The sequence below is a fragment of the Spongiivirga citrea genome, assembly GCF_010671565.1.
GTDB lineage: Bacteria > Bacteroidota > Bacteroidia > Flavobacteriales > Flavobacteriaceae > Spongiivirga > Spongiivirga citrea.
Genome location: NZ_JAABOQ010000004.1, coordinates 326,694 through 353,339, shown reverse-complemented (window position 1 = coordinate 353,339; position 26,646 = coordinate 326,694). Strand labels below are relative to the sequence as shown.

Sequence of the window (26,646 nt, the reverse complement as noted above, 5' to 3'; positions counted from 1 at the left end):
ATGATTAAATAGTATTAAAAAATGATTTAAATTAATAGATATTTCACATTTTAGGGTCTGAATTGTTAGGAAAAGATCAATTCTGATAGTCTTGTTTTGGTTTGTCAATTGAGATTTTAGAAAATAAAAAAAGCCATTGATAACTATCAACGGCTTTTAGATTTTAAGTTTAAAAGAACCTTTATTTCACTTCTTTTAAGGTATTGTTAACCAAAGTTTTTAAATGTGATTTATGTGCCTTAGTTGATACATTACCACTGTTATTTGAAGCCATTTGACCAATCTTTTTAAGATTGTACAAAGCCATGGACTTTGTTGCATTGGTATAACGACCACTTGATTTTCCGGTCAATACTTCAACTAACATATTGGTATATTCTAACTGAAGGTTTTGACGGAAGGAGTTGACTGAACCATATATATCTGCAGCGAAAATCCCATTATTTAATTCTGTCATATATTCTGCAAGGTCATACTTGTTTCCATATAATTCTGAATCTGAAACACGTTGTAGCGTATTAGGATGCATTAAATGTCTTAACACATTGCGTTGAAAGCGTAATACAGTTGCGTGAATTTTCGGATCTTCTGGTCCACCGAAGAAGTTGTAACCTCTTCGTTGTCTAGCTAAATAATTATAAAGCTCATTTGGAGTATTAAAGGCATTTTTACCAAAAATATGGGTATTTATGGCCTTCATAGCTCTTTTTTGATCTTCATAGCTTACTGGAGTGTATGGCCGAGTTTCTCCAGCTTGACCTGCCATAGCACGATCTACATAAACACCACCAATAAAACGCGACATTACATTACCGGCTTGGGCATATTGTCCCATTAAAATGGCATGTGCAATACGTAAGTCATTATATGTTTTACCTTTTTGAGTATATCGATCTTTAAGTTTACCAAACATGCGATTTACTAGTTTGATACGATCGATTGAGTACGTTATCTGATCATTAGAAAGATCACCGGTATTTACCCTAGGGTCAATTGCCTTACCTGGTGCACGCATATCATCAGCGTCATTGCCAAAAATAAGTTCAGGCTTTGTCGATTGTTCTAATAAAGTATTCATTTCTGAATCATTCTTAAAAGGCTGATAACCGTACTGAATAGCCCAAACATCATAAGGGCCTACAGTGGTACTGTAATAGTGCCCTTGTTTTGCAGGATCATTTGTCACATTAATTGCTGTATAATCCATTACAGATCCGACTAAGGCTTTTCCTTTAATAAAATCAGGATCGCTTAATTGCGCCGGGCTAAATAATTGACTCGCTTTCATGTTATGATTAAGCCCTAGTGTATGACCTACCTCATGCATAATCAACTCTAACATCGCCTCTTTTTTAAGACCTTCCATTGCTAATGCATCCGCATTATTAAGTGCCAAAGCTGCTCGACCAAATTGCGTATTGTACTGCATCATTTGCCCATAAGAGCAATAAGTTTGGTTTTTCTTGTTTCTCCAATCTAAATGCATGTTTTTACCCTGTGCAGTTATATCGTCGAATAACTTTTCAACACGCACACGGTTGGTATGATATACAAACTCTAACATGATATCAGCACCCATGATCTGCCCAGTTTTTGGATTTACAAAACTAGGTCCATATCCTCCAAAAGGAGGTTGAGGCGAAGAAGTCCAGCGTAATACATTGTAACGAATATCACCCGCATCCCAATCAGCGTCATCAGGTTGTACTTTTACAACCATTGCATTTTTAAAGCCGGCTTTTTCAAAAGCAATATTCCACCGTTCAACACCTTCTTTAATAGTTTCTCTAAACTCTTCAGGAGTTGTGTTTTCTATCCACCATGTAATAGGCTCTACCGGTTCAGATACAGCAGCATTCGGGTCTTTTTTAACTAAGTTCCATCGGTGAATCATGTCGCGGTAGTTTGTCGCACTAACCGAAGTCATATCGTTAGTTTGCGTCATGAAATATCCAACACGAGGATCATCAAATCTTGGCTCATAATCATTTTCAGGTACTGCAATAAAACTGTGGTACACATCTACTCTCACGTTTCTGCCATCAGTTACTGCATTGCTTCCTCCGTTTAATACAGAGGGTTTAGAATATACATACGAAACAGCTACGTCCGTATTTTCAGGATAGTTGCGAATGTTCTTGATCTTAGTTTTTCCTTTATCGAGGTTACCAAGGGTAAAATCGGTTGGGCGACTTCCTGGAAAACGAGGTGGTTTCACTTGCGAAAGAGTTTCCTTAACAAAAAGGTCTCCTGCTTTTATTAAATAAAGTCCTCTCTCCTTATCGTGTGCTTCAATTTTAAAGCTCGCTAAAGGCGCCTCGCTAATATTAGCCTTTTTCGCTTTCGCTAGTGCACTATTCTCATCAAAGTGGTAGCCGTAGTTCTGGTATTCAAATTCAATTTTGTCGTAAAACTTTTTTACTTTAAAAATGCGAGAACCGCCATAGGCGCCTCTAAAACTAAAAGCATCTAGAACGCCATTTTCTATTTGATTGAAATAGATAAACTCTTTATCAAGTTGATCTTCTTTTACAAGTAATTGGATAGATCCATTTGTGGTATCACGGTAAATAGTGAAAAGCCCTTCGATTTTTTCGCTGGCCTTTACCAGATCAGCAATTTTCTTTTTCTTGTCTTTTTTAGGAGCAGCCGCAGCTTCAGTTTGTCCTTTTTTCTTTTTCTTTTTGCGTTGTGCCTGTGCATCAGGTGTTGCAAACACCAAGCATGCCGAAAGCAACAGCATTTTTGATACAGTTGATATCGATTTCATATTTTAAATTAGATTGATTAGAACAAATCTATAATTAGCCAAGCTAGCTTTATCATAAATTTTGGTTAAACTTCTAGTATAAAGACGTTGAAAGTTGAGGAGTGTTACATTTTCTTTAAAAAACAAACAAGTTCAATAGGAAGATCCTATCTCTTTAGACTAAAATGGCCTTTTAGGTTGCGACCGTCTTCCAAAGTGACAGAAAACCAATAATCGGAAGAGGGAAGAAATTGACCATTAAAAGTGCCATCCCAGCCGACTGTAAGTGGACTCATTTGCTTTAATAACTTTCCTAGACGGTCAAAGATATAAATAGTACTGTTGGGTTGAAATTGCTCGTTTACCCCAAGCATTTGCCAAGTGTCATTAAAACCATCGCCATTTGGAGTAAAGAATTTGGGAAATCCGATAACGGATATTTTTTCATCTATAGTACCGCATCCATTTTTATCTCGAACATACACATCATGAAAACCAGCAGTAATATTATCAAATGTATTGCTGTCTTGAAATGGTCCGTTGGGGGTATCTAAGGCGTATTCATAAATTCCTTCTCCTGATACAGTTACAATAACCGTATTATTAGTGCTACCATCATTGATCTCTATATTGGTAAATGAAGCAATATTGGATTCATTGACCTGAAAAGTCTCTGTTTTTTGGCATTGTACTCCGTTTTGAGTCTCAAATACTGTCAAGCTATAAGTGCCACCTTCTGATATCGCAAAGGTCTGTTCAGTACCTAAAATTACCGGGCTCGTAGCGCTTCGCCATTCAAATGCTTCAAAGTTCCCGCCGTTAACTAATAGTCGGTCATCGGGCAAAAAATTAAGGCATACCTGATAACTCTCTTGTAAAACAGGATCTGGAAGCTCGTTAACGATTAATTCAACAGCTTCGATACCTTGGCAGTTTTGCATACCGCCTTCAGCGCGAATCCAGACTGTAGTTTGGGGAGTTGTAAATAAATCGGGAAGTGCGTTTTGCTCAAATTCTGCATCTGATAGAGAGGCATAAAACGTCAACGAAATATCGGCTGCCAACCCGAAATTAGTTCGGACTTCGTTTTTCTTTGTGCCAAGATCAAAACTTGCATTTCCGTCTAGCAAAATACCATCATTGTCTTCGCAGCTGACCATTGATGTAATGTCACCCAAATTTGCTCCAACGGCAGTAATAAAAAGGCTGGTTACCAGACTACAATTTTCTGGAGTGGTTACTAACACAAATACTTCTTGACCAGCACTATTATTTTGATAAGGCATGCTGGCATCTATTGGATTTCTTTCTAAACCGGCATCCGTGTTATTTTCATAAAAACTTAATGTATAATTCGGGTTTGCTGCGACAAGGTCGTAAGCTTGGTTTAGATTAAAATTCCCAATACCATCATTATCATTATCACATTGTTCGAGTGTATTTCCAGTTAAAATGTCTGGTGGTGTATTGACTTCAATATCAAAAGAAGTAGTCGAAAAACAATCCGGATTACCGTTTTCCTGTAAGCGAATGAAAATAGTTTCAGTTGCATTGGTATTCGTATAATTCGTCGCTAGACGACCGGTGTCATCCTCGGCGTTTTGCAAACTTGAATGATAGGTTATCGTATAATCAGTAGCGAACAAAGAACCTAATACTGTTGAGTTTACTTGCGAAAGGTCTGTGGTGGTAATTGCATCAAGATTATCATCGCATACACGAAGAAGATCGGGTTGTGATATGGGGGGATTTGCTACTTGTAATAGAAAATCTGTTGTATTAAAACAGTCTCCGCTAGTTTCTTGGACCCGTGCATAAATGCGCTGACTATCTCCAGTAAAACTATAATTTGTTGGGAGTGGATTGATTCCCTCAGTAGCATCGGCAATACTTTCATGATAGGTGAGGTCTAGGTTTGTTTGCCCATCTAGAATGGTTGCATCCAGAGTTGAAAGATCAAATAAGGCTGGGCTTGTGCGCGTACAAATATCTTGATTCCCTGGACTTTCAATACTTGGCGGTTCTGCGAGTTCATTTACATCACCATTAGTTGCAGAACCAGTCCATTCTAGTGTAAACGGACTTTGGCCTATAGGTCGATCTATTACAATAAAGTAGGATTCACCAGCTTGTACATCGAGCCAGTTGACGAAACTGTCGCCATCTGCTCCTGGGCCTTCATCTGGATCAGTGCGACCCTCGATCATTCCTGTTCGATTGTCTCCTTGTCCAGCCGCTTGGGGATTCGTTGTAGAACATCGAATTGCCTGACCTAAATTGCCACAAGTCGCATTCGGGCCGTAAACAAAAAAGTCATAATCAATTACGATATCACTACTAGTAGGTGTTAAAATAAATCCCAAATTTCCGTCAGCGATGATATCTACCCGAAGCCATAAACTATTATTCTCTCGGCTACCACAAGTATTATTTCCATCCAATTCTTGTGTTCCAATACCAGATGCATTCGAATTAATCGTGCCACTTCCACATACCACAATTGCATTAACGCAGTCGTTGGGAGATTGCCCGACTGCATAGTGAGCAATAGCCATAAATAAAAATGTAAAAAGAAGTCTCTTAATTAACAGCATTATATGGTTAACAAGTTTGTAATACCATAAATAGGATGGAAAAGGGACGGCTAATATACTATAATAATAAAACTGTTATTCGCGCGATTTAGTATTAACCTGAGAATGAATAATGTCCGATAATCTTAAAGTCGAAAAGGCAATCTTCTAGCAGTTGTCCAGCACCTATATTATGACTAATAAGGTATCGTTTCCCATCGCTAGATTTTCTATTTACCACAATGCCAATATGTGTCAATCCGCTACTCAATCTCCAGGCAACAATAGCACCAGGAACATAATCTTTAGGGTTTTGGCTAATTTTTTTAACTGTCCCAAATCTTGAGAAGTAGGCCATCAAGTTTGGGACACGTCTATGGTCGATATTAGTATCGGTTTTGCTAAGTCCCCATATTTTTGGATACAAATGAAAGTTAGCCTTCATATCCCTATGTACTAATTCTTGTAAATCGATATCTAAAGCTCGATATGCTCGAATAATCACATCGGTACAAACACCTTTGTTTGCGGGAACATCTCCGTTTGGATATGAAATAGAAAAGTAACGCCCGTCATAAGTGACATTGTCTTTGGTTAAATCGATGGCTGCATCGGATAGCTTAAGAAGTACAATCTGCTGGCTAAATATATTGTTTGAATAAACAACCAATAAAAGGGCCAACAAGAAATATCTCATATTTACTATCGTTTATTAGTCAAAAAAACAGCATTACAAACAAATAATTTCCCATTTTCCCAAAAGCCTCTAAAAAGTGGATTGTCAACAAAGTAAACCACACTACCGCGTCCCATTCGCTCTTGACCAAATACAAGGCTATTACCCTGTTTTTTTGCAGCGTTGCTGCCAACAAAACCAGAAACTTGTTTAGCGTCTTTTGGCAAGTAAGCCACATTACCACCTTTTTTGAATAATTGGTAAGCATTGTCACTTAATTTCAAAGTGTGATATGAAGTTGGATATCCATATCCAAGTGGGTGCGTATTATCGACCTTTGCTTTATAAATACTCCCTGTGATCAACTCCTTAATATATTCACGTTCCTGAGTTTCGTATGAATCTAAGTTGGCTTCTTTATTGGTATCATCCTCATCTTTAGATTTATATTTTTTCAATGAGAATCCGTCTTTGCTTGCAAAGCTTCCTAAGGCGCGTCCGATTACGATTAACTTACCACCACCACGAATCCATTCCTTTAACTTCTTCATAGTGCTTTCATTTAGTGTGCTGCTATACCAGCCTTCTGGCATAATAATCACATCGAAATTATCAAAATCTGTTCGTCCAAAATAATCGGTGTCTAATACCGTAACAGGGTATTTTAATTGTGTTTCAAAAAAGTGAAGTGTGGCACCAAAACTCAAAGAAGAAGTACCATCGCCAGACACTAGTGCAACTTTTTGCTTACCAACTAATTTGACATTTGGCGAACCAAAATCAGAGCCTCTATCAACGAATCCAGTTTTTACTGGTGTCAATTCTCGCTGCACTTTATCGGCAACTTCAGCAACCGATGCATCAAAATTATCGAGCTTTTTATTGTCGCCACGAACAATAATTAATGTTCCGCGATCATAGTTTTTACCTTCTATTGTAAACGGAGTTTCGCTAAACCGGACACGAATATTATTTTGAAGAAGTTGCCCTAAAAATTCAGCATCTTTTACATGATTCCACTTTGCTAAATAAGCATAAGCACTCTTGTCTACATTGGTTAATGTTGCTGGTTTTTTGTTGTTCGTAGGAGTCGCCTCTACCAGCGTTGTAGATGCAAAACTTTGTAAACCATACGCATACGGTAAACTCCATGCAGTAATATCATAGGTTAGCGAATCGACCAACTTAGCTTCTGGCTCAAATAGAGCCTTTACCATTTTACCTTTTGGCTGATCGGTACTAACTACAAGATCAGTTCCGCTTGTTTTGGTACTGCCAGATCGGTTGCTCTGATAGTCGAAACCTTTAACTGAAGTACTATTAGCCATTCCATATTTAATTTCATGACGATCTAATAGTGTTTTTAAGGAGGAAAGTTTGTCCTCACCTCCTCGAAGTATATAACTCTTGTATTTTAATCCACTTGTATTAAAGTAATTTCTAAACTCTGTATTCAGCTTTACTGCGTTTTTAGAAGAAATTTCAACCGTTGATAGTCCAGTTGTGGTATGATGTGTTAATCTATCTTTTAAGGTAAGTTCATCACCTTCATCATTCATAATACCTAAGCCCGCGCGACCGTGACCTGCTTGTTCATAGGTCATACCAATAGCTCCCATAAAGGTTGGATAAGTATCACCGTAACTGGGGTATAATAAATCGAATCGTTCTCCTGTAAAATATAACCATCCCTCTTTATCAAAATACTTAGCATTATTTCGCCCAATCTGTGTTTGGAAATCACGTTGCCAGTCAGAAATTATTTCGTGATAAGGTTCAGCTGCGGGAGCAAAATAATAAGGTTCATTAATGCCTTGCTCATGAAAATCGACATGAATATGCGGCATCCACTTATTGTATATTTTTAAACGTTGTTGACTCTCTACTTGAGTTGCCCAAGCCCAATCTCTATTCAAATCAAATAAGTAGTGATTTGGTCTTCCACCTGGCCATGGCTCATTATGTTCTTTAGCCGTTTGTAATTTGTTGTATGGCATACTGCGAACCTGCTTAAACCAGTTTACATATCGATCACGACCATCAGGGTTTATACATGGATCGATAATAACCACGGTATTTTCTAACCAAGCTTGTTTTTGAGTTACCAATTCGTAAATGGTTTTCATCGACGCTTCCGTACTGCTCGACTCGTTACCATGCACATTATAACTTAACCATACAATTGCAATATCGTTGGTGCCTTCGCCAGCTTGAATGCCAATTTGCTTCAAGTTGTTTTGACGAATGTTATCTAAATTATCAATATTGTTTTGAGAGGAAACATAAGCTACTTGTAGCAACCTACCTTCATTGGTCTTTCCATATTCTTCAAGCTTGACATTATTTAAAGTTTCTGCTACATACCTAAAATAATCCACCACTTGATGATGCCTCGTAAAGGTTGAGCCAAGTTCATATCCCAAAAACTCGCTTGGCGATTTAAGTTGTTGAGCATTAGCAGAAAGTGAAAATAGTAGTACTGAAAGGAAGCCAAATAAAATGCGTCTCATCTAGAAATTGTAATGGATTAGTTAAAACGTAAAGCTAAATAATAATTGACTGCATATAGGCATTTATTAACGTATTTTTTGGATTTGAGTGCTTTACCAATTGTATATTTACGACTATAAAATTGAACTACCAACATGCCATCAGACTGTATCGATTTTAAAGCCACTGGCTATTTCTCATCACTTATATGTGATTATCTTGAAGAAAAAGCAGCTTTAAAACCTTTTTACAATCGTTTTCCGAATGCTGATAATTTCTTAGATCAGATTAAGGAAAAACAAGATCATTTTTTAACTGAAACGCGAACTGTTCTTCATAACGTACTTCAAAGTCAATATAAAGGGTTTTCAATTTCTGAAGGTACACAACAAAATATTAATCTTTTAAAATCGAATAATACATTTACCATTACAACAGGTCATCAACTAAACTTGTTTACTGGACCATTATATTTTTTGTACAAGATTATTTCGACTATTAATTTATGTCGAGAACTTTCAGAAAAACATCGTAAGTATAATTTTGTTCCGGTATATTGGATGGCAACAGAAGATCATGATTTTGATGAAATCAATTATTTCAATTTTAAAGGGAAAAAAATACAGTGGAATCGCCCAGATGGTGGTGCAGTAGGTGAGTTCGATACCAAAGGATTAGATACGGTTTTAGAAGCATATTCCGCTCAGCTAGGCGGAGGCAAGAATGCGGATCAACTTCGAAAATTATTTGAAGACAGCTATTTAAAACACGATAGTTTAACGGATGCCACGAGACATTTAGCCAATACACTTTTTGGTGAATATGGTCTTGTGATTATTGACGGAAATGATAGCGATCTCAAGCGATTATTCATTCCTCATTTAAAGGAAGAATTGTTAGAGCAAACTTCTTTTAAAGTGGTCTCTAAAAGTATTGATGCTTTTAATAAACTAGAAGGTGGTTATAAAGTACAGGTAAATCCACGTGAGATTAACTTGTTTTATTTAGATAAGGGTATAAGAGAACGCCTTATTGAACAGGATGGAGAATACCTTGTAAACGATCAGTCGATAAAGTTTAGTAAAGAAGGTATTTTAAGTGAATTGAATTCGCATCCCGAAAAGTTCTCACCCAATGTTATTTTAAGACCACTTTATCAGGAAGTTATATTGCCTAATTTATGTTATATCGGTGGAGGAGGAGAGCTTGCATATTGGCTAGAACTGAAAGATATGTTTGAGGCTTTTAAAGTACCTTTTCCAATGTTGCTCTTACGTAACTCAGTTTTAGTAAAGACCGAAAAACAAGCAAAAAAACAGGACAGCCTTGAAATAAATGATGAAGAGTTATTCTTAAAACGAGATTCTTTTATAAACAGGAAAGTTCGGCAGATAAGCAATATAACGATCGATTTTTCTGAGCAGCGAGCACTACTAAAATCCCATTTTGAATCGATGTTTGAGGTTGCTAAACTAACTGATCAATCATTCGAAGGTGCTGTCAAAGCACAAGAAGTAAAGCAGCTAAAAGGACTAGATCATTTGGAGAAACGTTTGTTAAAGGCTCAAAAAAAGAAGTTAAAAGATCAAGTTGGGCGAATGACTGACCTTCAGGAACAACTATTTCCTGGTCAAAGCTTGCAAGAGCGAAATCTTAATTTTAGCGAGTTGTATTTAGAACATGGTGAAAAACTAATTGCCAAACTAATAAAAGAATTAGATCCGCTATCTGGAAAATTCCTTATACTATCGCTTTAGTAAATCATAAAAAGGAAGATTAGGCCACCACATATTTTGATTCCCAGCCATTCAAATCCTGTGTAAAAATTACACGGGTATGATTATGTTGTTGTAGTTGAAGATATTCAATTTGTTTGGGAATAAATTCAATAACCGTAAAGTAGTTGGTGTTGTTTAGGTACTCAACAGCAGTGGGGTCATGAATAGGAGATCCAGGTTTCTTTTTCGTAAGATATTCTCGTCTAGAAGATAATGGCATATTATTCCATATTTTAGAAAGGAACACGGGGTCGTTTTTTGTTACTGCGGTTGCCTTAAAAATTAGTTGAAGCTTACTACTTGGGTGATAAAAAAGCATGCTCACATAAGCATTATTCTCAATTTGAGATACTTTGGCCGATCTTCTGTCGGTATAGACTCTGATGCGCATATCATTTTTCACCTCTCTAACCTTCATAGTCCTTAAAACAGGGGTATGATCTTCTGCTATTGTTCCTAGAACAAAAAGACGAAAAGGATGATCGGTGTCATCAAGAGCTGCGTGAAGCTCGTGGTGTATTTTAGCTAGGATGATATCAGACATAAGCGTAACTAAATAACTGAATACAATTTAGCTAAGACTTGTTCATTTAAAGATGATAAATATCAGTTTAGAGACTAGAAGTATAATTATTGAGAATCTTTCGATTAATCTATTTTCCATTCTTTTTCCTCTCAGTACCTTTATAAAAAACTGTAGAAATGCATAATGTTGATATAGAATTGGTCGAAATGACACTAGATGTCATGAAATATGCGATTAATCGTATTACAAATAAATCACCCGAGCTTGGAAGACCAAAAACGGCCGAAGAACTTAAATTGTCAGTCGGTGATACCATTACAGAAAATGGGATTGGTGGCGAGAAGGCATTTAATTTATTTAAAGATGTGCTGATGAAAGCCACTGTGCCAATTGACCATCCTAGACACTTGGCTTTTGTTCCTGCATCGCCAACAAGGTCAGCTATTATGTTCGACTTGGTTACATCTGCAAGTAGTATTCACGGTGCTTATTGGATGGAAGGAGCAGGGGGGATTTTTGCGGAGAACGAGGCGATGGAATGGTTAGTATCATTAACCGGATTGCCAAAAGGCGCTTTTGGAGTATTTACCAGTGGCGGCACAGCGGCGAATTTATCAGCAATGGTGACTGCAAGAGAATTTTGGCGTAGCAAGGACGAGCGTCATATTGGTAAGAAAGCGCTAATGATTACCTCTATAGGAGCTCACTCCTCTTTAAAAGCAATGGCACGTGTTATTGATGCGGATGTGTTATTAATACCCTCGGAAGAAGAACTAACGGGACAACAATTACAAAAAACCATTGATAATCTAACTACGAATCAACGCGAACGCTTGTTTGCGGTTGTAGCGACAGGAGGAACCACGAATGCCGGAATTATTGATGATCTTTCAGGTATTGCTGAAGTTTGTAAAAAAGAAAACGTGTGGTTTCATGTAGATGCGGCTTATGGTGGTGGTGCCTTGGCTGCTCCATCAGTAAGACATTTGTTTAATGGAATAGAGCAAGCAGATAGTATTACGATTGATCCGCATAAATGGCTGTTTTCTCCCTACGATTGTGGTGCTATTATTTATAAAAATCCCGATTTGGCTAAGAAAGCGCATAAGCAAGAAGGTTCATACTTGGAAATTTTTAAAGATGAAGGCGCAAGAGGATTCAATCCGGCGGATTATCAAATTCAACTAACAAGAAGGGTACGAGGATTACCGTTATGGTTCTCATTAGCGATGCACGGCACTGACAAATATAGTTGGGCGGTAGAATGTGGAATAAAGTTAGCAAAACAAGCGGGAGAAATGATTGATACTAAAGATCATGTGGAATTGGTGCGCCAACCAAGTTTGTCCTGTGTTTTGTTTAGAAGAAAGGGATGGGGTCCAGACGACTACAGAAATTGGACCTATAAAAACCATAAAGAGGGATTGGCATTGGTAACACCTACAAAATTTAAGAAAGGCAACGATTTTGAAACTGTTGCCCGTTTTTGTTTTATTAATCCGGATACTACAAAGGATGACATTCAACTGATTTTAGATACTATGAAATAGAAAAATGCCACCTCGTTGCTTAAATTGAGGTGGCATTTTTGCTAATTCAAACACTCTAATTTTTTAGTCAATTACCCAAGGGCCTACAAAGAAATCAGGATCGCTTGCATTAGAGTACCATTCCTGTATTTCATCTCCTGTTTCATTAATGAAGAGATATCTCCCGGTATTGCCTGTAGTAAAGTTTACGGAGGCACCTACTTTATCAAATTGCACTCCTTCACTATTGCCTGAATCAAAAAACCATCCATTGGTATCAAGAAGCCCACTTAGGACTCTAGTACCGTAATTATATGTTTGGTAACTGTTCCCATCCTTACTGAATAGGGCAATAGAGGTAGAACCAATCCTTACAGCAGCTCCTATACCTTCAGATGAAAGAAAAAACCGATCATTACTAATTATCAAATGCTGGTTTACTAGAAAGATTTTACTTCCATCAGTACTAGCTGGGTTTTCCCTGTAACTTCCGATAGGTTCTGAGGGTAACGTATTTTCTGTTATTTTTGAAAAATCCATTTCAAGTTCTTGATAGGTGAATCCGTCCAGATCAAAAATTTGGAGTCTAGTGTTGTTGTATTTTACCATCGCTCCAATATCTTCTAATTCTATTCCACCAAGTGGACCGTTAGGATCGGTAACATCAAAAATCTTTTTATCTCCCAATACACTTTGAGTATTTCCATTAAACCATGCATACTGCTTACCATCTTTACTCACTACAAGCACATCACTATTATTGACATGTCCAAAAGCTCCAATTCCCCCATCAAAAAGATCGACTAAATCGGTGTAAAGGCCTGGAGGTAACACTCCTTTTAGTTCACATTCAACCACATCATATTCAGTTGATATATTAGTTCCTACAATTTTATCAGGACGTTCAACACTTCTGGCAACATAGGAAAGCGGTAATCCAGCTCTTATGTCTGTGCTTTCGGCCAATTTACTTGCAATAGTGCTTATGTTAGTAACACCACCTAAGAAACTGCTCTGAGCGTTTCCACCATAGGCGATCACTTTTATTTTAAGTTCTTTTAACTCTTCCATTGCACTAACTTCAAGTTCGCCAGCAACTTTGTTGTTAAATGCACCATAAGCAACATTTAGTTTTGCTTCCATTTCCTTTCTGCTTGAAGTAGATTCAATAAGCATATAAAAAATACGTCCGTAAGTAACATCTGATATAAAGGTCGCAGGATTGTCAGCTTGAACAAAGGTTGCCAATTGTTCTGGTGTAACACTAGGATCAAAAATTTCTTCTAAACTAGTTGGCAAATCAAAAGACATCGTATAGTATTGTTGCGTAAGTTTTACCAAGGTTCTATTAAATGTTTTCTCGGTGCTAAAGGACATATCTGCTGACACTTTTGTGGTAAATGTGCTAATATCCAATCCCATTTCAAGCGCCATTTGTTGTTCAGATTCTATTTGAATAATATCAAGCACCATATTAGCCGGTACTACACCAGTAGCGTTTGCAATGATGAAGTTCATACCATCTTGAATACTACTTTTTTTAACTTCATCAACATTAAAACTTGATTCAGGATTTCCATCATTTAAGTTATAAGAAACCGTTCCCCCAGCTCTTTTTACTACAATGGGTGAAGGTGTAGCGTCTTTTAATGTTTTACCTTGAATAAGACTACCTGGATAAATGACATTGGCGTTTGGATTGAACAAAGGAAAAGAACCATTGCCATCCGTTACACTTACAGTTTTGGTAGTACATACAAAGCGTTCCGTAATAGGGTCTGTACCTTCACCTTCTTCTGGATCACGAGTTACTGTTTCATCAGGATCGCTCTCAACTGGTACAGGGTCACTTTCACTTACGGTTTTAGAGGTCGGGAAGGGTTCTGGGTCGTTACCTACGGCAATTACTTCAGCAAAAGTAGCTGCTGCAGGCGGTTCAACTGGCGGATCTACTGGTGTGTCCTCATCTTTACTACATGCAATAATCAACAGTGCGAAAAGTACTGCGATTAGTTTTCCGAAAAATTTGCTTTGTGTTTTCATAATTTCTAAATGTTTTGTGGTTTGACTGATTTACTTTAACTGATTAATACTCGATCGTTTTTGTGACCTACCCGGTAATAGTCTGCGCAAACTTTAGCCGGGCAAGACCACAAAACGGTGTCGTCAACTTAATGACAAGGCAAACCTAAGCCGCTGATTTCGAGACTCAAAAAAAGTACGGTGGACAAAGGGTGGACACCTTAAAAATTGTGAAAAACAAAGGGTGAACAAGGGGTTTAGTCTGCAGTTGGCAGTAGCCAGCAGACAGTTTTTGGTCATTTTAAAAGTGAAGTTAGAAGGTCTAAAAGATCTAAATGTTCAATTTAAGATGGCTGTTGTTTGGAATCTAGAATATTGGATTTTACTTAAAGTGCCATTGCCAATTCCTGTAACGAATCTTCCGTTTGTAGCTCCAGTTTTTTACGAAGACGATAACGTGCTTTTTTGATTCCTTCTTGCGAAATATTTAAAATATTGGCAATTTCCTTACTCGATAGATTCATTTTTAAAAGTGCTAGTAATCGTAACTCGTTTGAAGTTACTTGGGGGTATTTTGACTTTACATTGCCGTTGAAGTCTTTATGAACTTCTTCGAAATATCGAGCGAAATTTTCCCAGTTATTATCATCCTGCAGGTCGAAATCGATACTGCGGATTAGTTGTTTGAAGCCATGACCATTTTCGGTTGAGGTCAACTCCTGCGCTTTCTGCTTTAAGCCTTCTAAAGTTTCATTTTTCTTGGCTAAATGTAAGGCGTGTGTGGTGAGTTCTTTCTTTTTAAATGCTAATTCAGCATTGAGTTTTTCTCGCTCAAGTTTGTTTCGTTTCATTTTTTGACGAATACCATAAAACCCTAATCCAAATAACAAAACAGACAAGACTAATCCACCACCTAGCAGTATTTTTTGAAGGTTATCAATTTCTGCCTTTTGTTCTAACAAAGCGATCTCATTTTTTTGGAGGGCTATTTCTTGCTCTTTCTTTTCCGTTTCGTAGATGGTTTTTAATTCTTCAATTTGTTTGGATTTGGTTTTATTAAAAAGCGAATCGTTTAACTTCATGAACTTCTTTTTGTCTTGGAGTGCTTTTAAAAACAGCCCCTTTTTTTCATAAGCCTTTCCTCGTAATTCATATCCGTCCTTTAATTCTGCTAGGCTTCCAATCGAATCAGCCATAAAAATAGCTCTGCTGGAACTATTGATCGCCTTATCATATTTTTTCTGATCAAAATATAAATTTCCAAATTCGTTTAACGTTGAAACATTGTTGTTGGCAGAAGTACCACCCATAGAAACCGATTTTAACAAAAACTCTTCTGCTTTGTCTAAATTCCCTTTTTTTCTATTAGCAAGTCCGAGGTTGTAATAACAAATTCCTTCAAAGCCCGTACGACCTCTATCAATTGCTATTTTTAGACTTTCATTAAAGTTATAAATGCTTTCATCATAATCACCCAGATTTAAATGGGCATAACCAATTTCTGTATAGGTAATACATTGCCATAAATGGTTTTCTCGCGACTTAAAGATTTCTAATCCTTTATTGAGAGGCTCTAGAGCAGCTTCATCATTACCTCTTAATGATTCTATCCTTCCCATTCCTACCAACATGTCGGCTTTTTTGTCAGGATATGATTTTGGCAATGAATCGAGACCTTTAAGCCCATCAAGCATATATTTCACTCCCAATTCATAACTACCTTTATCCATATATATAGTGGCTATCTCGCGATTTGTTCCAGATATTCTTATACCGCTTTTCATTTCTTTAGCTATTTGAATAACACTATCATACATGGTAATAGCGGATGTAAAATTTCCGGAGAGCTGTTCAATCTTTGCAAGGCTATTTAGTGTTTTAAATAGGCCTTCTTTGCTTTTCGTTTCTAGCCATATTTTTTTTGCTTTATTGAAATAAAATTTTGCCGAATCGAAAACATGAGTTCTTCTATAATAATTACCTATGTTATGCAAAGCATAGCCATTACCTATTTTATACCCAATTTCCCTTGATATTTTTAGTTGTTCTTTTGCATATGGCAAAGCATCTTTTGGAGTCTTTGTAAAGAAAACTTCCTTGTAGATTTCTTCTAGTGTTTCGACTTTTTCAATTCCGTCTTTTTGACTTGTGTATTGGGTAATTAAGCTATCTAATATTGTGGTTTCCTGTGCATAAGAAACACACCAAAAAAAGGATGTCAATAATATGACTAAAATTGATTTTGGTTTCATCAGTATTGGTGGTTGGTTTTACTTAAATATACCCATTTTCTTGCATTAACCCATACCATGCACGCTTCATCGGATTTTCTTTACGGCTAGCCTTTGCTTCTATCAGGGAATCCCCTGAATTTTCAATCTCAGGTATTACCCTGACTCTTTTTTCTTGTTATCGAGATAGCTTGCAACCAGCTATTAATCAATAAAACAGTTCAATGAAAAAGCTAAACAGCCTTCAACTCATCAAGTATGCAGGGGCAGTATTCTGATCGAATTACAGCTCGATTAAATCCTCCATCCTTATTCATATTTATTTAATCATTTAAAACTTTATACAATGGCAACAATTATTTATAACAAAACAAAATCACACGGAAATAGCACTAACATTTTAAGTGGGGCAGGAGTCGATAAAATCAAAATCAAAATTCCATCAGGGCAAAAGTTTTCTCATTTTACCATAACCCCGGCCTCTGGTCATTCTGGTGTGGCAACCTTTAATGTTATTAAAGCACCTAGGGCCAACGCCACAGGGAATCAAGAAATTCATGTAATGTGGACAAACGGACCTTTTAGCAAATGTCGATACAAGCTAAAGGTGTATTCAAAGGTAGCAACTGCTCCGTCGGTTAAGCCTGTAGTAATTTTTGGAGATAGAAACTGGTATAGTCTTGCTACGGGGTATATAAAGTCAAGACAACCCTTTACATTAAGATTGCAAGGTGCTGATGCACTGAAACTATTCAATGTTATAAACCCGATGAATAACGCAATATTAAGACGGGGTATTGTAATCAATGAAGTAGTGGCGGTATCTATTACTGTGGCGGTTTGTGTTACTATAGTAGCGGTATCTGGCCTTGCGGTTTTAGGAGCCGTATTACTTTACGGAATACATCAAGGCTGTGAGATCGATGGTGAATTTGAAAATGGCGGAAATGTTACGACCGGAGGTTTGGGCCAGGTGTTCAATATTGAATTAATGAAATGCGGAGGTTAATTTATGAAACCTAAAATCGCATTAATCGATGGCTTCCCTCGTTCAACATACGAACAGGTAAGGGTTCATCATCATCCTCAGATTACCTATTCATGGGACTCCGATTTTTTCGGAGTTCCTGAATTTAGGAGACATGCCGACAAGATGATTCGCGTTATCAAATCTGAAAATGTAAATGCTGATATTTTGGTTTTTCCATTTTATCCCAAGTATGAATCTAACATGAAGAATCTTGCTCTTTTAGCTAAAAATATTGAGCGGGCTATCGAACATCAATGTTCAATCATTTGTATTTGTCTAGAAGTAATAAAGGGAAAATCATTACCACATGCACTGCGTAGAGTATATAAAAAAGCTAGGGAAAATGGGATTACTATATGCATTTCTGCAGGAAACGATTCCCCTTTCTTGAATCCGCTAATTCATGAGAAATATACGATCCCAATAGTAGGAACTACTATTGACGGAACAATACCTAATCATCTATCAATCAAGCCAACTACCAAAACCTTGGGTTTTTCCATTTTTGGTGGCACCGCTGAAAAACCAGCTCGAATTAGTTGTAGTACAGCTACAGCGCGTTTTAGCGCTTACTTATCTAAAAAAATGACTGAAAATTTATCCTACAGGGGAGGAAGTAACTTTGAACAGATTTTAGGAATCCTAGAAGATGAGATAATATTATCACCCAAAGGACTAAATCATATTCCAAAGGAACAGGGATTTGCCTATGGATAGTTTCTCAGGGAATACCCTGAAATTTTAATCTCAGGTTTAACCCTTACATATATTCTCTATTGTATTCCAACCTTGCAAAAACAAACACATTAAATATGTACTACATAAATGCGGCACCATTAAAAGCAACATTGGTAATTATTCTTTTTACAATAATGAGCTGTGGTGCCCAAGAGAAAGAAGAAGTAATAGCTTCTAAAACTCACAATCAATCTGCTAATGAGTTAACGGTAGCCAAAACAAATAAAAAACTGAGAAAAAGTCAAAACATGAAAGCAAATCAAAAACCTTATCCGGAAAATTTGGCCGAAGGTCATGAGGCTATTAGAAAAATTTTAGGCGATGACATCGGTCAAATGCAATTCGATTCAGATAAAGCAAAAGCATTTAGACAGTATCTGTCAAACGCATCTTTTTATACTAGCAAAAACGAATTTTCTGGTGGTGTGACAGGCACCGGATCGGCAAATTCTTCGACTAACGTACTGTTTTATCAAAATGGAACATTTCTTCATATTACTACAAGTTGGATTAGCATTAGCGTACCAGGAATGGGAAGTTTCGATAAAGATGAGCAGAAAATTCCTGGATATTGGGAGGTAGCCTCCTTACCAGATGGAACATTGCTTGTGATCTTTTATAGTCAACATCCCGAGGTTCTACAAGAGTTTCCGAATGGATTTATGCCGTTTCCTATAAAAGGCTACGACCAACAATATTTAATATCAGCTGATAATGAGCGTTATGAAAAATCAATGATAAATAACTATTAAATAAAACATTAACAATCAAATTCGTACTTTTAATAATAAGATGTTTCGCCTATTCCCTCTTGTAACATCTTTCTCTCAAATGCTTAAGACTTTAATATGTTGCGAAAATTAGTTTTCATATGTTGTTTGATTCCTGTTATTATCTATGGTCAAAGTAATACAGAAGATTCGACTGTTGTAAAAAAACTATTGGATGAGGCTTATTCATACGAGGCTAAGGAACCCAAGAAAGCTTTATCAATTTATAAGAAAGCATTTCAATTAAGTAATAAGATCGATTTTCCTACGGGTGCTTTTAAAGCCACAATGTATTCTGGTATAGTGCATAGCGATATGTCTAACTACGATTCTGCGATCTATTATTACGAAAAGGCACTGCCTCTTAGTGATTTAGCTAAAGATGTCCGCGGGAAAGGTGTTACTTACATTAATATTGGGAATGTATATCAATTTAAAGGGGATCTTGAAAAGGCCCCGGAATACTATTTGAAATCAATTGAGTTTTTGGAACAAGCTCAAGATAACAACGCGCTAGCTAATACATATATCAATCTCTCATCTTTATTCGGAAGCTTAAACCAACCAGATAAGCAAATCGAATATTTGAATCAAGGAATTGAAAAAATCACCCCCGAAAATCCAGAATTATTGGGAATAAGTTTGGGAGATTTGGGCCTAGCTTATTTGTATAAAGAACAATTTGAAAAAGCATTTGGCTATTTTAGGCAACAGGATAGTGTTTCAAAAACTGGCGATTTCCCAAGACTTAATTTTTTTAGTCAACGAAATTTTGGTGAATATTACTATTATACTTCATCTTTTAGAGAGGCTATTTCGTTTTATGAGAGTGCACTTAAATTAGGCGAAGAAATAAATGATCAATATTTTGAAACGGACCTCCTCTTAAATCTAAGTAATTCTCATATCCAATTAAAGAATTATGAGGTAGCAATAAGTAACCTTACTAAGGCTCTTAGTATGGCGGAAAAATCTGGTGCTACCGAAATTAAAACTAAAGCACTATTGTATTTGGCCAAGGCACATAGCCTAAAAGGTGCCCCTGAATCATTAAAGTTTTATGAACAACATAAAAACTTAAAAGACTCACTTTACAATATTGAAAAGGTAAAAGCAATTAATGAGCTTGAAACTAAATATGAAGCGGAAAGAAAGGATAAAGAAATAGCAGAACAACAATTAGCGCTTCAAAAAAGTAAATCGAGAACTAGCATACTCAGTATAATAACTGTATCCGCTTTAGCTGGGATACTATTAGTCTTATTCTCATTTCGACAACGACAAAAAAGAAAAGACCAAGAGATATTGGCCCTAAAAAGAGAACATCAAGTAAAAACCTTGGAGTCTCTTATTGAAGGAGAGGAAAAAGAACGACATCGTATTGCTCAGGAATTACATGATGGAGTAAATGGAGATCTATCCGCTATCAAGTTCAAACTTTCTACATTATTAGATACTAATTCAAAGACCATAGAGGAAGCTATGAATATGATCGATCGATCTTGTGAGCAGGTTCGGGCTATTTCACATAATTTAATACCACCATCTTTAGAAGATTTTAATTTAATTGAAGCGCTTTACGAATTCACTGAGAAAATGAATAACCTACATCCAATAGATATTTCGTTCTTTCATATTGGTGAGATGATCGAGGTTTCGAAAAAAAGCGAACTGAATATATTTAGAATCATTCAGGAGTTGGTAGGCAACAGTATTAAACATTCCGAGGGAAGCGAGATAAATGTACAGCTAAGCACCATTAACGAAATGATTCAAATATCAGTCGAAGATGATGGTAAGGGTTTTGACACAGAAGCAACCAGTAGTGGAGGTATTGGGCTCAAAAATATTCAATCACGTGTCGATTATTTAAATGCGACGATTGATGTCGACTCCACTGATAAAGGCACTTCCTATGTAATCGAAATATTAAAAAACACACTCGATGATAACTAAAATAGCAATAACCGATGATCATGTAATGGTAGCGAAGGGTATTGCCGCCATGTTGGCAGATACGAAAGAAATTGAGGTTGTCGCTACCTATCAAACAGGAAATGAAACGCTGGAGAGCATAAAAAATGATGCACCAGATGTCCTGTTATTGGATATTAATTTGCCCGATATCAATGGTATCGATTTATGTAAGACGGTATTAAAATCGAGTAAAGACTTAAAGATAATCGCTATTACCAATTATGAAGACACCTCATTTGTAAAACGTATTTTGAAAAACGGAGCGCACGGCTATTTACTAAAGAATACAGATAAGATAGAATTGTTGGAAGCCTTTAAAACGGTTTTATCAGGAGAACAGTATTTACAAAAAGACATTCAAAAGAAATTACTAAATCAAAGCTTGGGACAGAAAAAGGAAAAAACCCTATTCACCAAGTTAACTCGCAGGGAAAAGGAAGTATTGCAAGCCATATCAGAGGAATTAACCACACAGGAAATCGCGGATAAACTATTTGTGAGTGCTAAAACCGTTGAGACACATCGGATGAACCTCATGAGTAAGTTAGGAGCACGGAATAGTGTGGGTCTGGTTAAGACCGCGATGGAATTGGATTTGTTGGATTAGCATGAATTGGCAGTTGGACTGGTCCTTACAGCTATAGGGATTATATCGAGAACCACTTTAAAAGGGTTAAAGATATTTTTCACCAGTTTCCGGGAATATCCATTGAACCCAGGTCGCATAGTTTGTATGTTAAAAAGTATGTAAAAACACTCCGCATTTTCCAACTTTTCAGCTTTCGCACATTAAAACTAAATCCTATTTTTGCGCATGCAAGACAACGTCCTTATTTTAGACTTCGGTTCGCAATACACCCAGCTTATTGCCCGAAGAGTTCGAGAGCTTAATATTTATAGTGAGATTAAGCCTTATGATAAAGTTCCAGAAGATTTATCCATTTTTAAAGCAGTTATTTTATCGGGCTCTCCGATTTCCGTTCGCGGTGAAAATACACTACATCCCGATTTATCAAAAATAAAAGGTAAAATTCCATTATTGGGTGTTTGCTACGGGGCTCAATACTTAGCGCATTTTAATGGAGGACGTGTTGAGGAGTCGAATACGAGAGAGTACGGTCGCGCTAATCTAGCGTCAATAAAAAATAACGAGCTTTTCTTTGAAGGTATACAGGCAGGAAGCCAAGTGTGGATGAGCCATTCTGATACAATTAAAGAGCTTCCTACGAATGCTGTTCAACTTGCTAGTACGGCAGATGTTGAAAATGCAGCATACAGAATTGAAGGAGAAGAAACCTATGCCATTCAATTTCACCCAGAAGTATATCATTCGAAGGATGGAACAAAATTGCTTGAAAATTTCCTTGTAAAAATTGCAGGATTAAAACAAGATTGGACACCAGATGCGTTTGTAGAAACTACAGTTCAGGAACTCAAAGATGAGATTGGAAATGAGAAAGTGATCCTCGGATTGTCAGGAGGAGTAGATTCGACTGTAGCCGCTGTTTTACTGAACAAAGCTATCGGAAAACACCTGCAATGTATTTTCGTAAATAATGGATTGCTTCGTAAAAACGAGTTTAAAAACGTACTCAAGCAGTACGAAGGAATGGGACTTAATGTTAAAGGTGTAGATGCTTCGGCACGTTTTTTGAAAGCTTTAGCAGGAGAGTCTGATCCTGAAGGAAAGCGTAAAATCATCGGAAAAAGCTTTATTGAGGTTTTTGATGATGAATCACATAAAATCGAAGATGCGAAATGGTTGGGTCAAGGTACCATTTACCCAGATCGCATTGAATCAGTTTCGGCTTCTGGCGGACCGTCGGCAGTTATAAAGAGTCACCACAATGTTGGTGGATTACCAGATTATATGAAATTGAAAATTGTCGAACCTTTGAAAATGCTTTTTAAAGATGAGGTTAGGCGAGTAGGTGCATCTTTAGGTATTGATGCTGAGTTACTAGGAAGACATCCATTTCCAGGACCAGGACTAGGAATTCGTATATTGGGAGATATTACCGCTGAAAAAGTGGCTATTTTACAAGAAGTAGACCATATTTTTGTGAGCGGACTGAAAGAACATGGTTTGTATGATGCTGTTTGGCAGGCAGGTGCAATGTTATTGCCAGTTAATAGCGTCGGAGTGATGGGTGACGAACGTACATATGAAAAGTGCGTTGCGTTGCGCGCTGTAGAAAGTACCGATGGTATGACTGCCGATTGGGTGAATTTACCATATGAGTTCCTTCAAAAAATATCGAACGAAATAATAAATAAGGTAAAAGGCGTTAATAGAGTAGTATATGATATTAGCTCAAAGCCGCCAGCAACTATTGAATGGGAATAAAATTTATGAATAAAGTTTTCACTTTTGTCCTTGTGCTATTCTTAGGATTTCAATTATCCAATGCACAAGACGAGACTTACAGAAGACATCGCGTTCAAGCGAATGAAACATTGGAGACAATTGCAAGGGCCTATAAAGTAAGCCCGTTTGATATCATCAAATTGAATCCGAAAGCGAAAGAAGGCATCGACACGACGATGGTGCTTTTAATTCCTTCTAATTCTATTTTGGGTGACAAAATAAAGAAGCGTACAGTAACTTTTTCGGATTATAAGGTAAGACGAAAGGAGACCATTTTTGGTATTGCGCAAAAGTTTAAGATATCTGTCGAGGATATTAAAAAACACAATCCAACGCTATATACTGGCGAATTGCAAAAAGGGAGTATAATCAAAATACCAAAATACCAAGAAGAAGCTGTTAAAACAGTAAGTATACCTGTCGGTGCAGATACTCCTGTGGTAGCTACTGATACGGTTAAAAATGCCAGTGGTCAGTTGTTGTCTTCGATGCAACCAAAATTTAAAGATTCACTTGTTGGCTTTAAAAAGCATAAAGCGAAAAAGAGAGAAACACTTTTTAGCTTATCACAACGCTTTAATATTGCAATTGATTCTATTAAAAAATACAATCGATTTTTATACGGCGCCGAATTGAAAAGAGGAGATCGATTACAAATTCCTGAGTATATTCAAGTAGAGGATAATCCCTTTGGCGATGTTGATCTTGTGGAGTATATCGTACTTCCTCAAGAAGGCAAGTGGAGGGTAGCATATAAATTTGGAATAACCCAAGAAGAGTTGGCATTGTATAACCCCCAAATGGGTGAAATGCTTAAGGACGGAGAGCTCATTCTTGTGCCAAATAAATCTGCTAGTGAGACTGATCAAGTAGATGAAGACTATCATTATTACGAAGTTAAAAAGGCGGAAGGTTTTTATCGTTTAAAAGTAAAACTAGGTATTGAAGAGGAGATTATTCGTTTGCTTAACCCGGAAATAGATAAGTTAGGAGGATTAAAGGAAGGAATGATTTTAAAGATTCCGAAAAATAGCGAAGGCGATTTCAATGTAACGGACCTATTGCTTACAGAGCGTTTTAATTTGAAAGACAGTATTCAATTAGGGCATTCGTCGACTATTGCGGTCATGTTACCATTTAAATTGAATCAAGTAGATTTAAGCAACCCAAGTGATGCTCGTGATAAAATAAAAGATGATGAACTTATCACAAATACTCTTGATTTTTACTCAGGCTTATTAATGGCTGTTGAAGAAGCAAAAGATCTTGGACTTTCAACAAATGTTGACGTATATGACGTCGAATTTAGAAACAAGAAACTTGACGATATTCTTTTAATAAAAGACTTCGCCGATACAGATGTCGTAATTGGCCCATTTTTACAGAGCAACGTAAATAAGGTTGCAGGACACTTAAGTAGTCTTGATATCCCAATTATGTCACCAATTTGGAGTAAAGACGAACAGCTATATGATAATGTATTTCAAACAACTCCGGCTAATAGCGTCTTGCGTGCTAAAATGGTCAAGTATATAAAAGACAATATCGGCGACCGCGAGTTATTGATTATTGCAGATGAAGAAAACGAAGCTGTAAAACAACAACTATTACTTGAGTTTCCTGATGCAATGAGTATCGATCTTACTCAAACTGAAAAAGAGAAAGAGGAAAAGCGCGGAAAGTTTGTAAAACGGGATGCATTAGAAGAACTTTTAGTACAAGAAAAGGAGTATTGGGTATTGTTAGAAACCGATAATCAAGTGCTTGGTGCAAATGTTACGTCATTATTAAATGCTTTTGTGATAGAAGAATTTAAGATTACCTTATTTACAACCTTAAAGGCAAAGTTTTATGATGAAGACATTGTTGCGAATGAGCATTTGGCAAATTTGGCATTTCATTTTCCGTCAGTCGATAACATAAGAATATCAGGTGGTAGTAATTCTTTCGAAAAAGAATATAAAAAACAATACAATATAACCCCTAGCAAGTGGGCTGTACGTGGATATGATCTAACAATGGATACTCTTTTACGTTTGGCGTACAATGAGAACTTAAGAGCTAGTTCTTATTTAATTGGTGAAACCGAGTATGTCGAGAATAAATTTCATTATGAGCGTATGGGTAATAAAGGTTTTTATAATAGAGGAGTCTATATTATTAAATATGACGGATTCTCAACAAAAGAAGTGCGATGACATCTATAGTACGATATGATGGCGATTTGAGAACAACCAGCGTTCATTTAAAATCGAATAATGAGTTTATAACGGATGCTCCAATTGATAATAACGGGAAAGGAGAAGCATTTTCTCCTACAGATACAGTAGCAACCGGTCTTGCAAGTTGTATGTTAACTGTGATGGGAATTAAAGCTAAGAATATGGAGCTAGATATGCTGCATGCATCCGCACAAGTAACAAAGCACATGGCTTCTGAGCCTAGACGGATAAGCAAGATAGAAGTGGTGTTGAATATGCCATTCGATTTTGACAATAAAACGAAAAAAATTTTGGAAAACACAGCTAATACCTGTCCAGTACATTACAGTTTACATCCGGATATTGAAAAGGAGGTAACCTTTGTTTGGGGGAAAGAAGATTAATAAATATCAAAGTATTATTATGAAAAAATATCTTGCGATAGTGTTTATTGTTGGGATGCTTTTTTCATTTCATAATGTAGTAGCACAAGAAGAGAATACTATTCGCTGGAGTGCCAAGTACCGATTAACATGGGATGATTTTCAGGGCAAGCCTGATGTTAATTCAAGTCCGGCGGCTGTAACTGCCTCAGGGATTGATCATGGATTTTCTGCAAGTTTGACAGGCAATAAGGTGGAGTATGATAGTACCGTTCAATGCTATTTCATCCCATCAAAATCGTGGTATAAAAAGAAATTGGCAGATGAGAACCTATTAGCTCACGAACAACTTCATTTTGATATTGCCGAACTTCATGCAAGAATATTACGCAAACGAATTGTTTCTTACAAATTTACTCCTAACATAAAAAAAGAGATGAATACCTTGTATGCTAATGTGGTAAAACAATTACAAGAATTTCAGGCCAACTACGATAAAGCGACTAACTATTCTATTGACGAACATCAGCAAAAGCTTTGGCAAGAAAAAGTAGCGATGCTTCTAAAAAAATATAGCGACTACCAGTTAAGATAGTCGCTATGTA

At 36.8% G+C, this 26,646-nt stretch carries 18 protein-coding genes; 11 read left to right on the top strand and 7 right to left on the bottom strand.

Features of this window, described 5'->3' with window-relative positions:
- Positions 1–181: 181 nt before the first annotated feature.
- The 4 genes from GWK10_RS11085 to GWK10_RS11070 all read right to left on the bottom strand — a co-directional run bounded on the left by GWK10_RS11085 (position 182) and on the right by GWK10_RS11070 (position 8,508).
- Entirely contained in the window at positions 182–2,770 is a 2,589-nt protein-coding gene (locus GWK10_RS11085; RefSeq protein WP_164032432.1) for a zinc-dependent metalloprotease, read from the bottom strand.
- A 146-nt stretch (positions 2,771–2,916) separates the two neighbouring features.
- The gene (locus tag GWK10_RS11080) at positions 2,917–5,343 is read right to left on the bottom strand and encodes a T9SS type B sorting domain-containing protein (protein ID WP_164032431.1); all 2,427 of its coding nucleotides are present in this window, start codon (positions 5,341–5,343) and stop codon (positions 2,917–2,919) included.
- Positions 5,344–5,437: 94 nt separating this feature from the next.
- On the bottom strand, positions 5,438–6,019 hold the full coding sequence (locus GWK10_RS11075) for a DUF1287 domain-containing protein (protein WP_164032430.1): 582 nt from the start codon (positions 6,017–6,019) through the stop codon (positions 5,438–5,440).
- 5 nt (positions 6,020–6,024) lie between these two features.
- Complete coding sequence (locus GWK10_RS11070; RefSeq protein WP_164032429.1) at positions 6,025–8,508, bottom strand: M14 metallopeptidase family protein; 2,484 nt, start codon at positions 8,506–8,508, stop codon at positions 6,025–6,027.
- 135 nt (positions 8,509–8,643) lie between these two features.
- Here GWK10_RS11070 and bshC point away from each other — a divergent pair, with 135 nt between their 5' ends.
- Entirely contained in the window at positions 8,644–10,245 is a 1,602-nt protein-coding gene (bshC, locus tag GWK10_RS11065) for a bacillithiol biosynthesis cysteine-adding enzyme BshC (protein WP_164032428.1), read from the top strand.
- 19 nt (positions 10,246–10,264) lie between these two features.
- Here bshC and GWK10_RS11060 read toward each other — a convergent pair whose 3' ends face one another.
- The gene (locus tag GWK10_RS11060) at positions 10,265–10,810 is read right to left on the bottom strand and encodes a pyridoxamine 5'-phosphate oxidase family protein (RefSeq protein ID WP_164032427.1); all 546 of its coding nucleotides are present in this window, start codon (positions 10,808–10,810) and stop codon (positions 10,265–10,267) included.
- A 158-nt stretch (positions 10,811–10,968) separates the two neighbouring features.
- Here GWK10_RS11060 and GWK10_RS11055 point away from each other — a divergent pair, with 158 nt between their 5' ends.
- Positions 10,969–12,342 carry a pyridoxal phosphate-dependent decarboxylase family protein gene (locus tag GWK10_RS11055; protein ID WP_164032426.1) on the top strand — a complete coding sequence of 458 codons (1,374 nt, stop codon included), beginning with the start codon at positions 10,969–10,971 and terminating at the stop codon, positions 12,340–12,342.
- 63 nt (positions 12,343–12,405) lie between these two features.
- Here the strand turns inward: GWK10_RS11055 and GWK10_RS11050 are convergent, their stop codons facing one another.
- Positions 12,406–14,364 (bottom strand): thiol-activated cytolysin family protein, encoded by a 1,959-nt coding sequence (locus GWK10_RS11050; protein WP_164032425.1) that lies wholly within the window; start codon positions 14,362–14,364, stop codon positions 12,406–12,408.
- A 365-nt stretch (positions 14,365–14,729) separates the two neighbouring features.
- Entirely contained in the window at positions 14,730–16,595 is a 1,866-nt protein-coding gene (locus GWK10_RS11045; protein WP_164032424.1) for a transcriptional regulator, read from the bottom strand.
- Positions 16,596–16,920: 325 nt separating this feature from the next.
- On the opposite strand from GWK10_RS11045, the gene GWK10_RS11040 reads away from it, so the two are divergent.
- The 9 genes from GWK10_RS11040 (at position 16,921) to GWK10_RS11000 (ending at position 26,636) form a co-directional block, all read left to right on the top strand.
- Complete coding sequence (locus GWK10_RS11040) at positions 16,921–17,583, top strand: hypothetical protein (protein ID WP_164032423.1); 663 nt, start codon at positions 16,921–16,923, stop codon at positions 17,581–17,583.
- Between the two features lie 3 nt (positions 17,584–17,586).
- Positions 17,587–18,321: a S8 family serine peptidase gene (locus tag GWK10_RS11035; protein WP_164032422.1), complete on the top strand. Its 735-nt coding sequence runs from the start codon at positions 17,587–17,589 to the stop codon at positions 18,319–18,321.
- Positions 18,322–18,416: 95 nt separating this feature from the next.
- A complete protein-coding gene (locus GWK10_RS11030; protein ID WP_164032421.1) occupies positions 18,417–19,094 on the top strand; it encodes a hypothetical protein in 678 nt (225 codons plus the stop codon).
- Positions 19,095–19,190: 96 nt separating this feature from the next.
- Positions 19,191–21,068, top strand: a complete 1,878-nt coding sequence (locus tag GWK10_RS11025) for a tetratricopeptide repeat-containing sensor histidine kinase (RefSeq protein ID WP_164032420.1) — start codon at positions 19,191–19,193, stop codon at positions 21,066–21,068.
- Complete coding sequence (locus GWK10_RS11020) at positions 21,058–21,696, top strand: response regulator (protein ID WP_164032419.1); 639 nt, start codon at positions 21,058–21,060, stop codon at positions 21,694–21,696. The genes GWK10_RS11025 and GWK10_RS11020 overlap by 11 nt, the downstream gene beginning before the upstream one ends.
- 207 nt (positions 21,697–21,903) lie before the next feature.
- On the top strand, positions 21,904–23,436 hold the full coding sequence (guaA, locus tag GWK10_RS11015) for a glutamine-hydrolyzing GMP synthase (RefSeq protein ID WP_164032418.1): 1,533 nt from the start codon (positions 21,904–21,906) through the stop codon (positions 23,434–23,436).
- 5 nt (positions 23,437–23,441) lie between these two features.
- A complete protein-coding gene (locus GWK10_RS11010; RefSeq protein ID WP_164032417.1) occupies positions 23,442–25,655 on the top strand; it encodes a LysM peptidoglycan-binding domain-containing protein in 2,214 nt (737 codons plus the stop codon).
- Complete coding sequence (locus GWK10_RS11005; RefSeq protein WP_164032416.1) at positions 25,652–26,062, top strand: OsmC family protein; 411 nt, start codon at positions 25,652–25,654, stop codon at positions 26,060–26,062. The genes GWK10_RS11010 and GWK10_RS11005 overlap by 4 nt, the downstream gene beginning before the upstream one ends.
- A gap of 19 nt (positions 26,063–26,081) precedes the next feature.
- A complete protein-coding gene (locus tag GWK10_RS11000; RefSeq protein ID WP_164032415.1) occupies positions 26,082–26,636 on the top strand; it encodes a DUF922 domain-containing protein in 555 nt (184 codons plus the stop codon).
- The last annotated feature ends 10 nt before the right edge of the window (positions 26,637–26,646 follow it).

Excerpts from the sequence above, each read along its gene's own strand:
- GWK10_RS11060 (WP_164032427.1), bottom strand. The coding sequence starts at position 10,810 with ATGTCTGATATCATCCTAGCTAAAATACACCACGAGCTTCACGCAGCT.
- GWK10_RS11075 (WP_164032430.1), bottom strand. The coding sequence starts at position 6,019 with ATGAGATATTTCTTGTTGGCCCTTTTATTGGTTGTTTATTCAAACAAT.
- GWK10_RS11030 (WP_164032421.1), top strand. The coding sequence starts at position 18,417 with ATGTACTACATAAATGCGGCACCATTAAAAGCAACATTGGTAATTATT.
- GWK10_RS11085 (WP_164032432.1), bottom strand. The coding sequence starts at position 2,770 with ATGAAATCGATATCAACTGTATCAAAAATGCTGTTGCTTTCGGCATGC.
- GWK10_RS11005 (WP_164032416.1), top strand. The coding sequence starts at position 25,652 with ATGACATCTATAGTACGATATGATGGCGATTTGAGAACAACCAGCGTT.
- guaA (WP_164032418.1), top strand. The coding sequence starts at position 21,904 with ATGCAAGACAACGTCCTTATTTTAGACTTCGGTTCGCAATACACCCAG.
- GWK10_RS11050 (WP_164032425.1), bottom strand. The coding sequence starts at position 14,364 with ATGAAAACACAAAGCAAATTTTTCGGAAAACTAATCGCAGTACTTTTC.
- GWK10_RS11040 (WP_164032423.1), top strand. The coding sequence starts at position 16,921 with ATGGCAACAATTATTTATAACAAAACAAAATCACACGGAAATAGCACT.
- GWK10_RS11025 (WP_164032420.1), top strand. The coding sequence starts at position 19,191 with ATGTTGCGAAAATTAGTTTTCATATGTTGTTTGATTCCTGTTATTATC.
- GWK10_RS11000 (WP_164032415.1), top strand. The coding sequence starts at position 26,082 with ATGAAAAAATATCTTGCGATAGTGTTTATTGTTGGGATGCTTTTTTCA.
- GWK10_RS11055 (WP_164032426.1), top strand. The coding sequence starts at position 10,969 with ATGCATAATGTTGATATAGAATTGGTCGAAATGACACTAGATGTCATG.
- bshC (WP_164032428.1), top strand. The coding sequence starts at position 8,644 with ATGCCATCAGACTGTATCGATTTTAAAGCCACTGGCTATTTCTCATCA.
- GWK10_RS11080 (WP_164032431.1), bottom strand. The coding sequence starts at position 5,343 with ATGCTGTTAATTAAGAGACTTCTTTTTACATTTTTATTTATGGCTATT.
- GWK10_RS11010 (WP_164032417.1), top strand. The coding sequence starts at position 23,442 with ATGAATAAAGTTTTCACTTTTGTCCTTGTGCTATTCTTAGGATTTCAA.
- GWK10_RS11035 (WP_164032422.1), top strand. The coding sequence starts at position 17,587 with ATGAAACCTAAAATCGCATTAATCGATGGCTTCCCTCGTTCAACATAC.
- GWK10_RS11045 (WP_164032424.1), bottom strand. The coding sequence starts at position 16,595 with ATGAAACCAAAATCAATTTTAGTCATATTATTGACATCCTTTTTTTGG.
- GWK10_RS11020 (WP_164032419.1), top strand. The coding sequence starts at position 21,058 with ATGATAACTAAAATAGCAATAACCGATGATCATGTAATGGTAGCGAAG.
- GWK10_RS11070 (WP_164032429.1), bottom strand. The coding sequence starts at position 8,508 with ATGAGACGCATTTTATTTGGCTTCCTTTCAGTACTACTATTTTCACTT.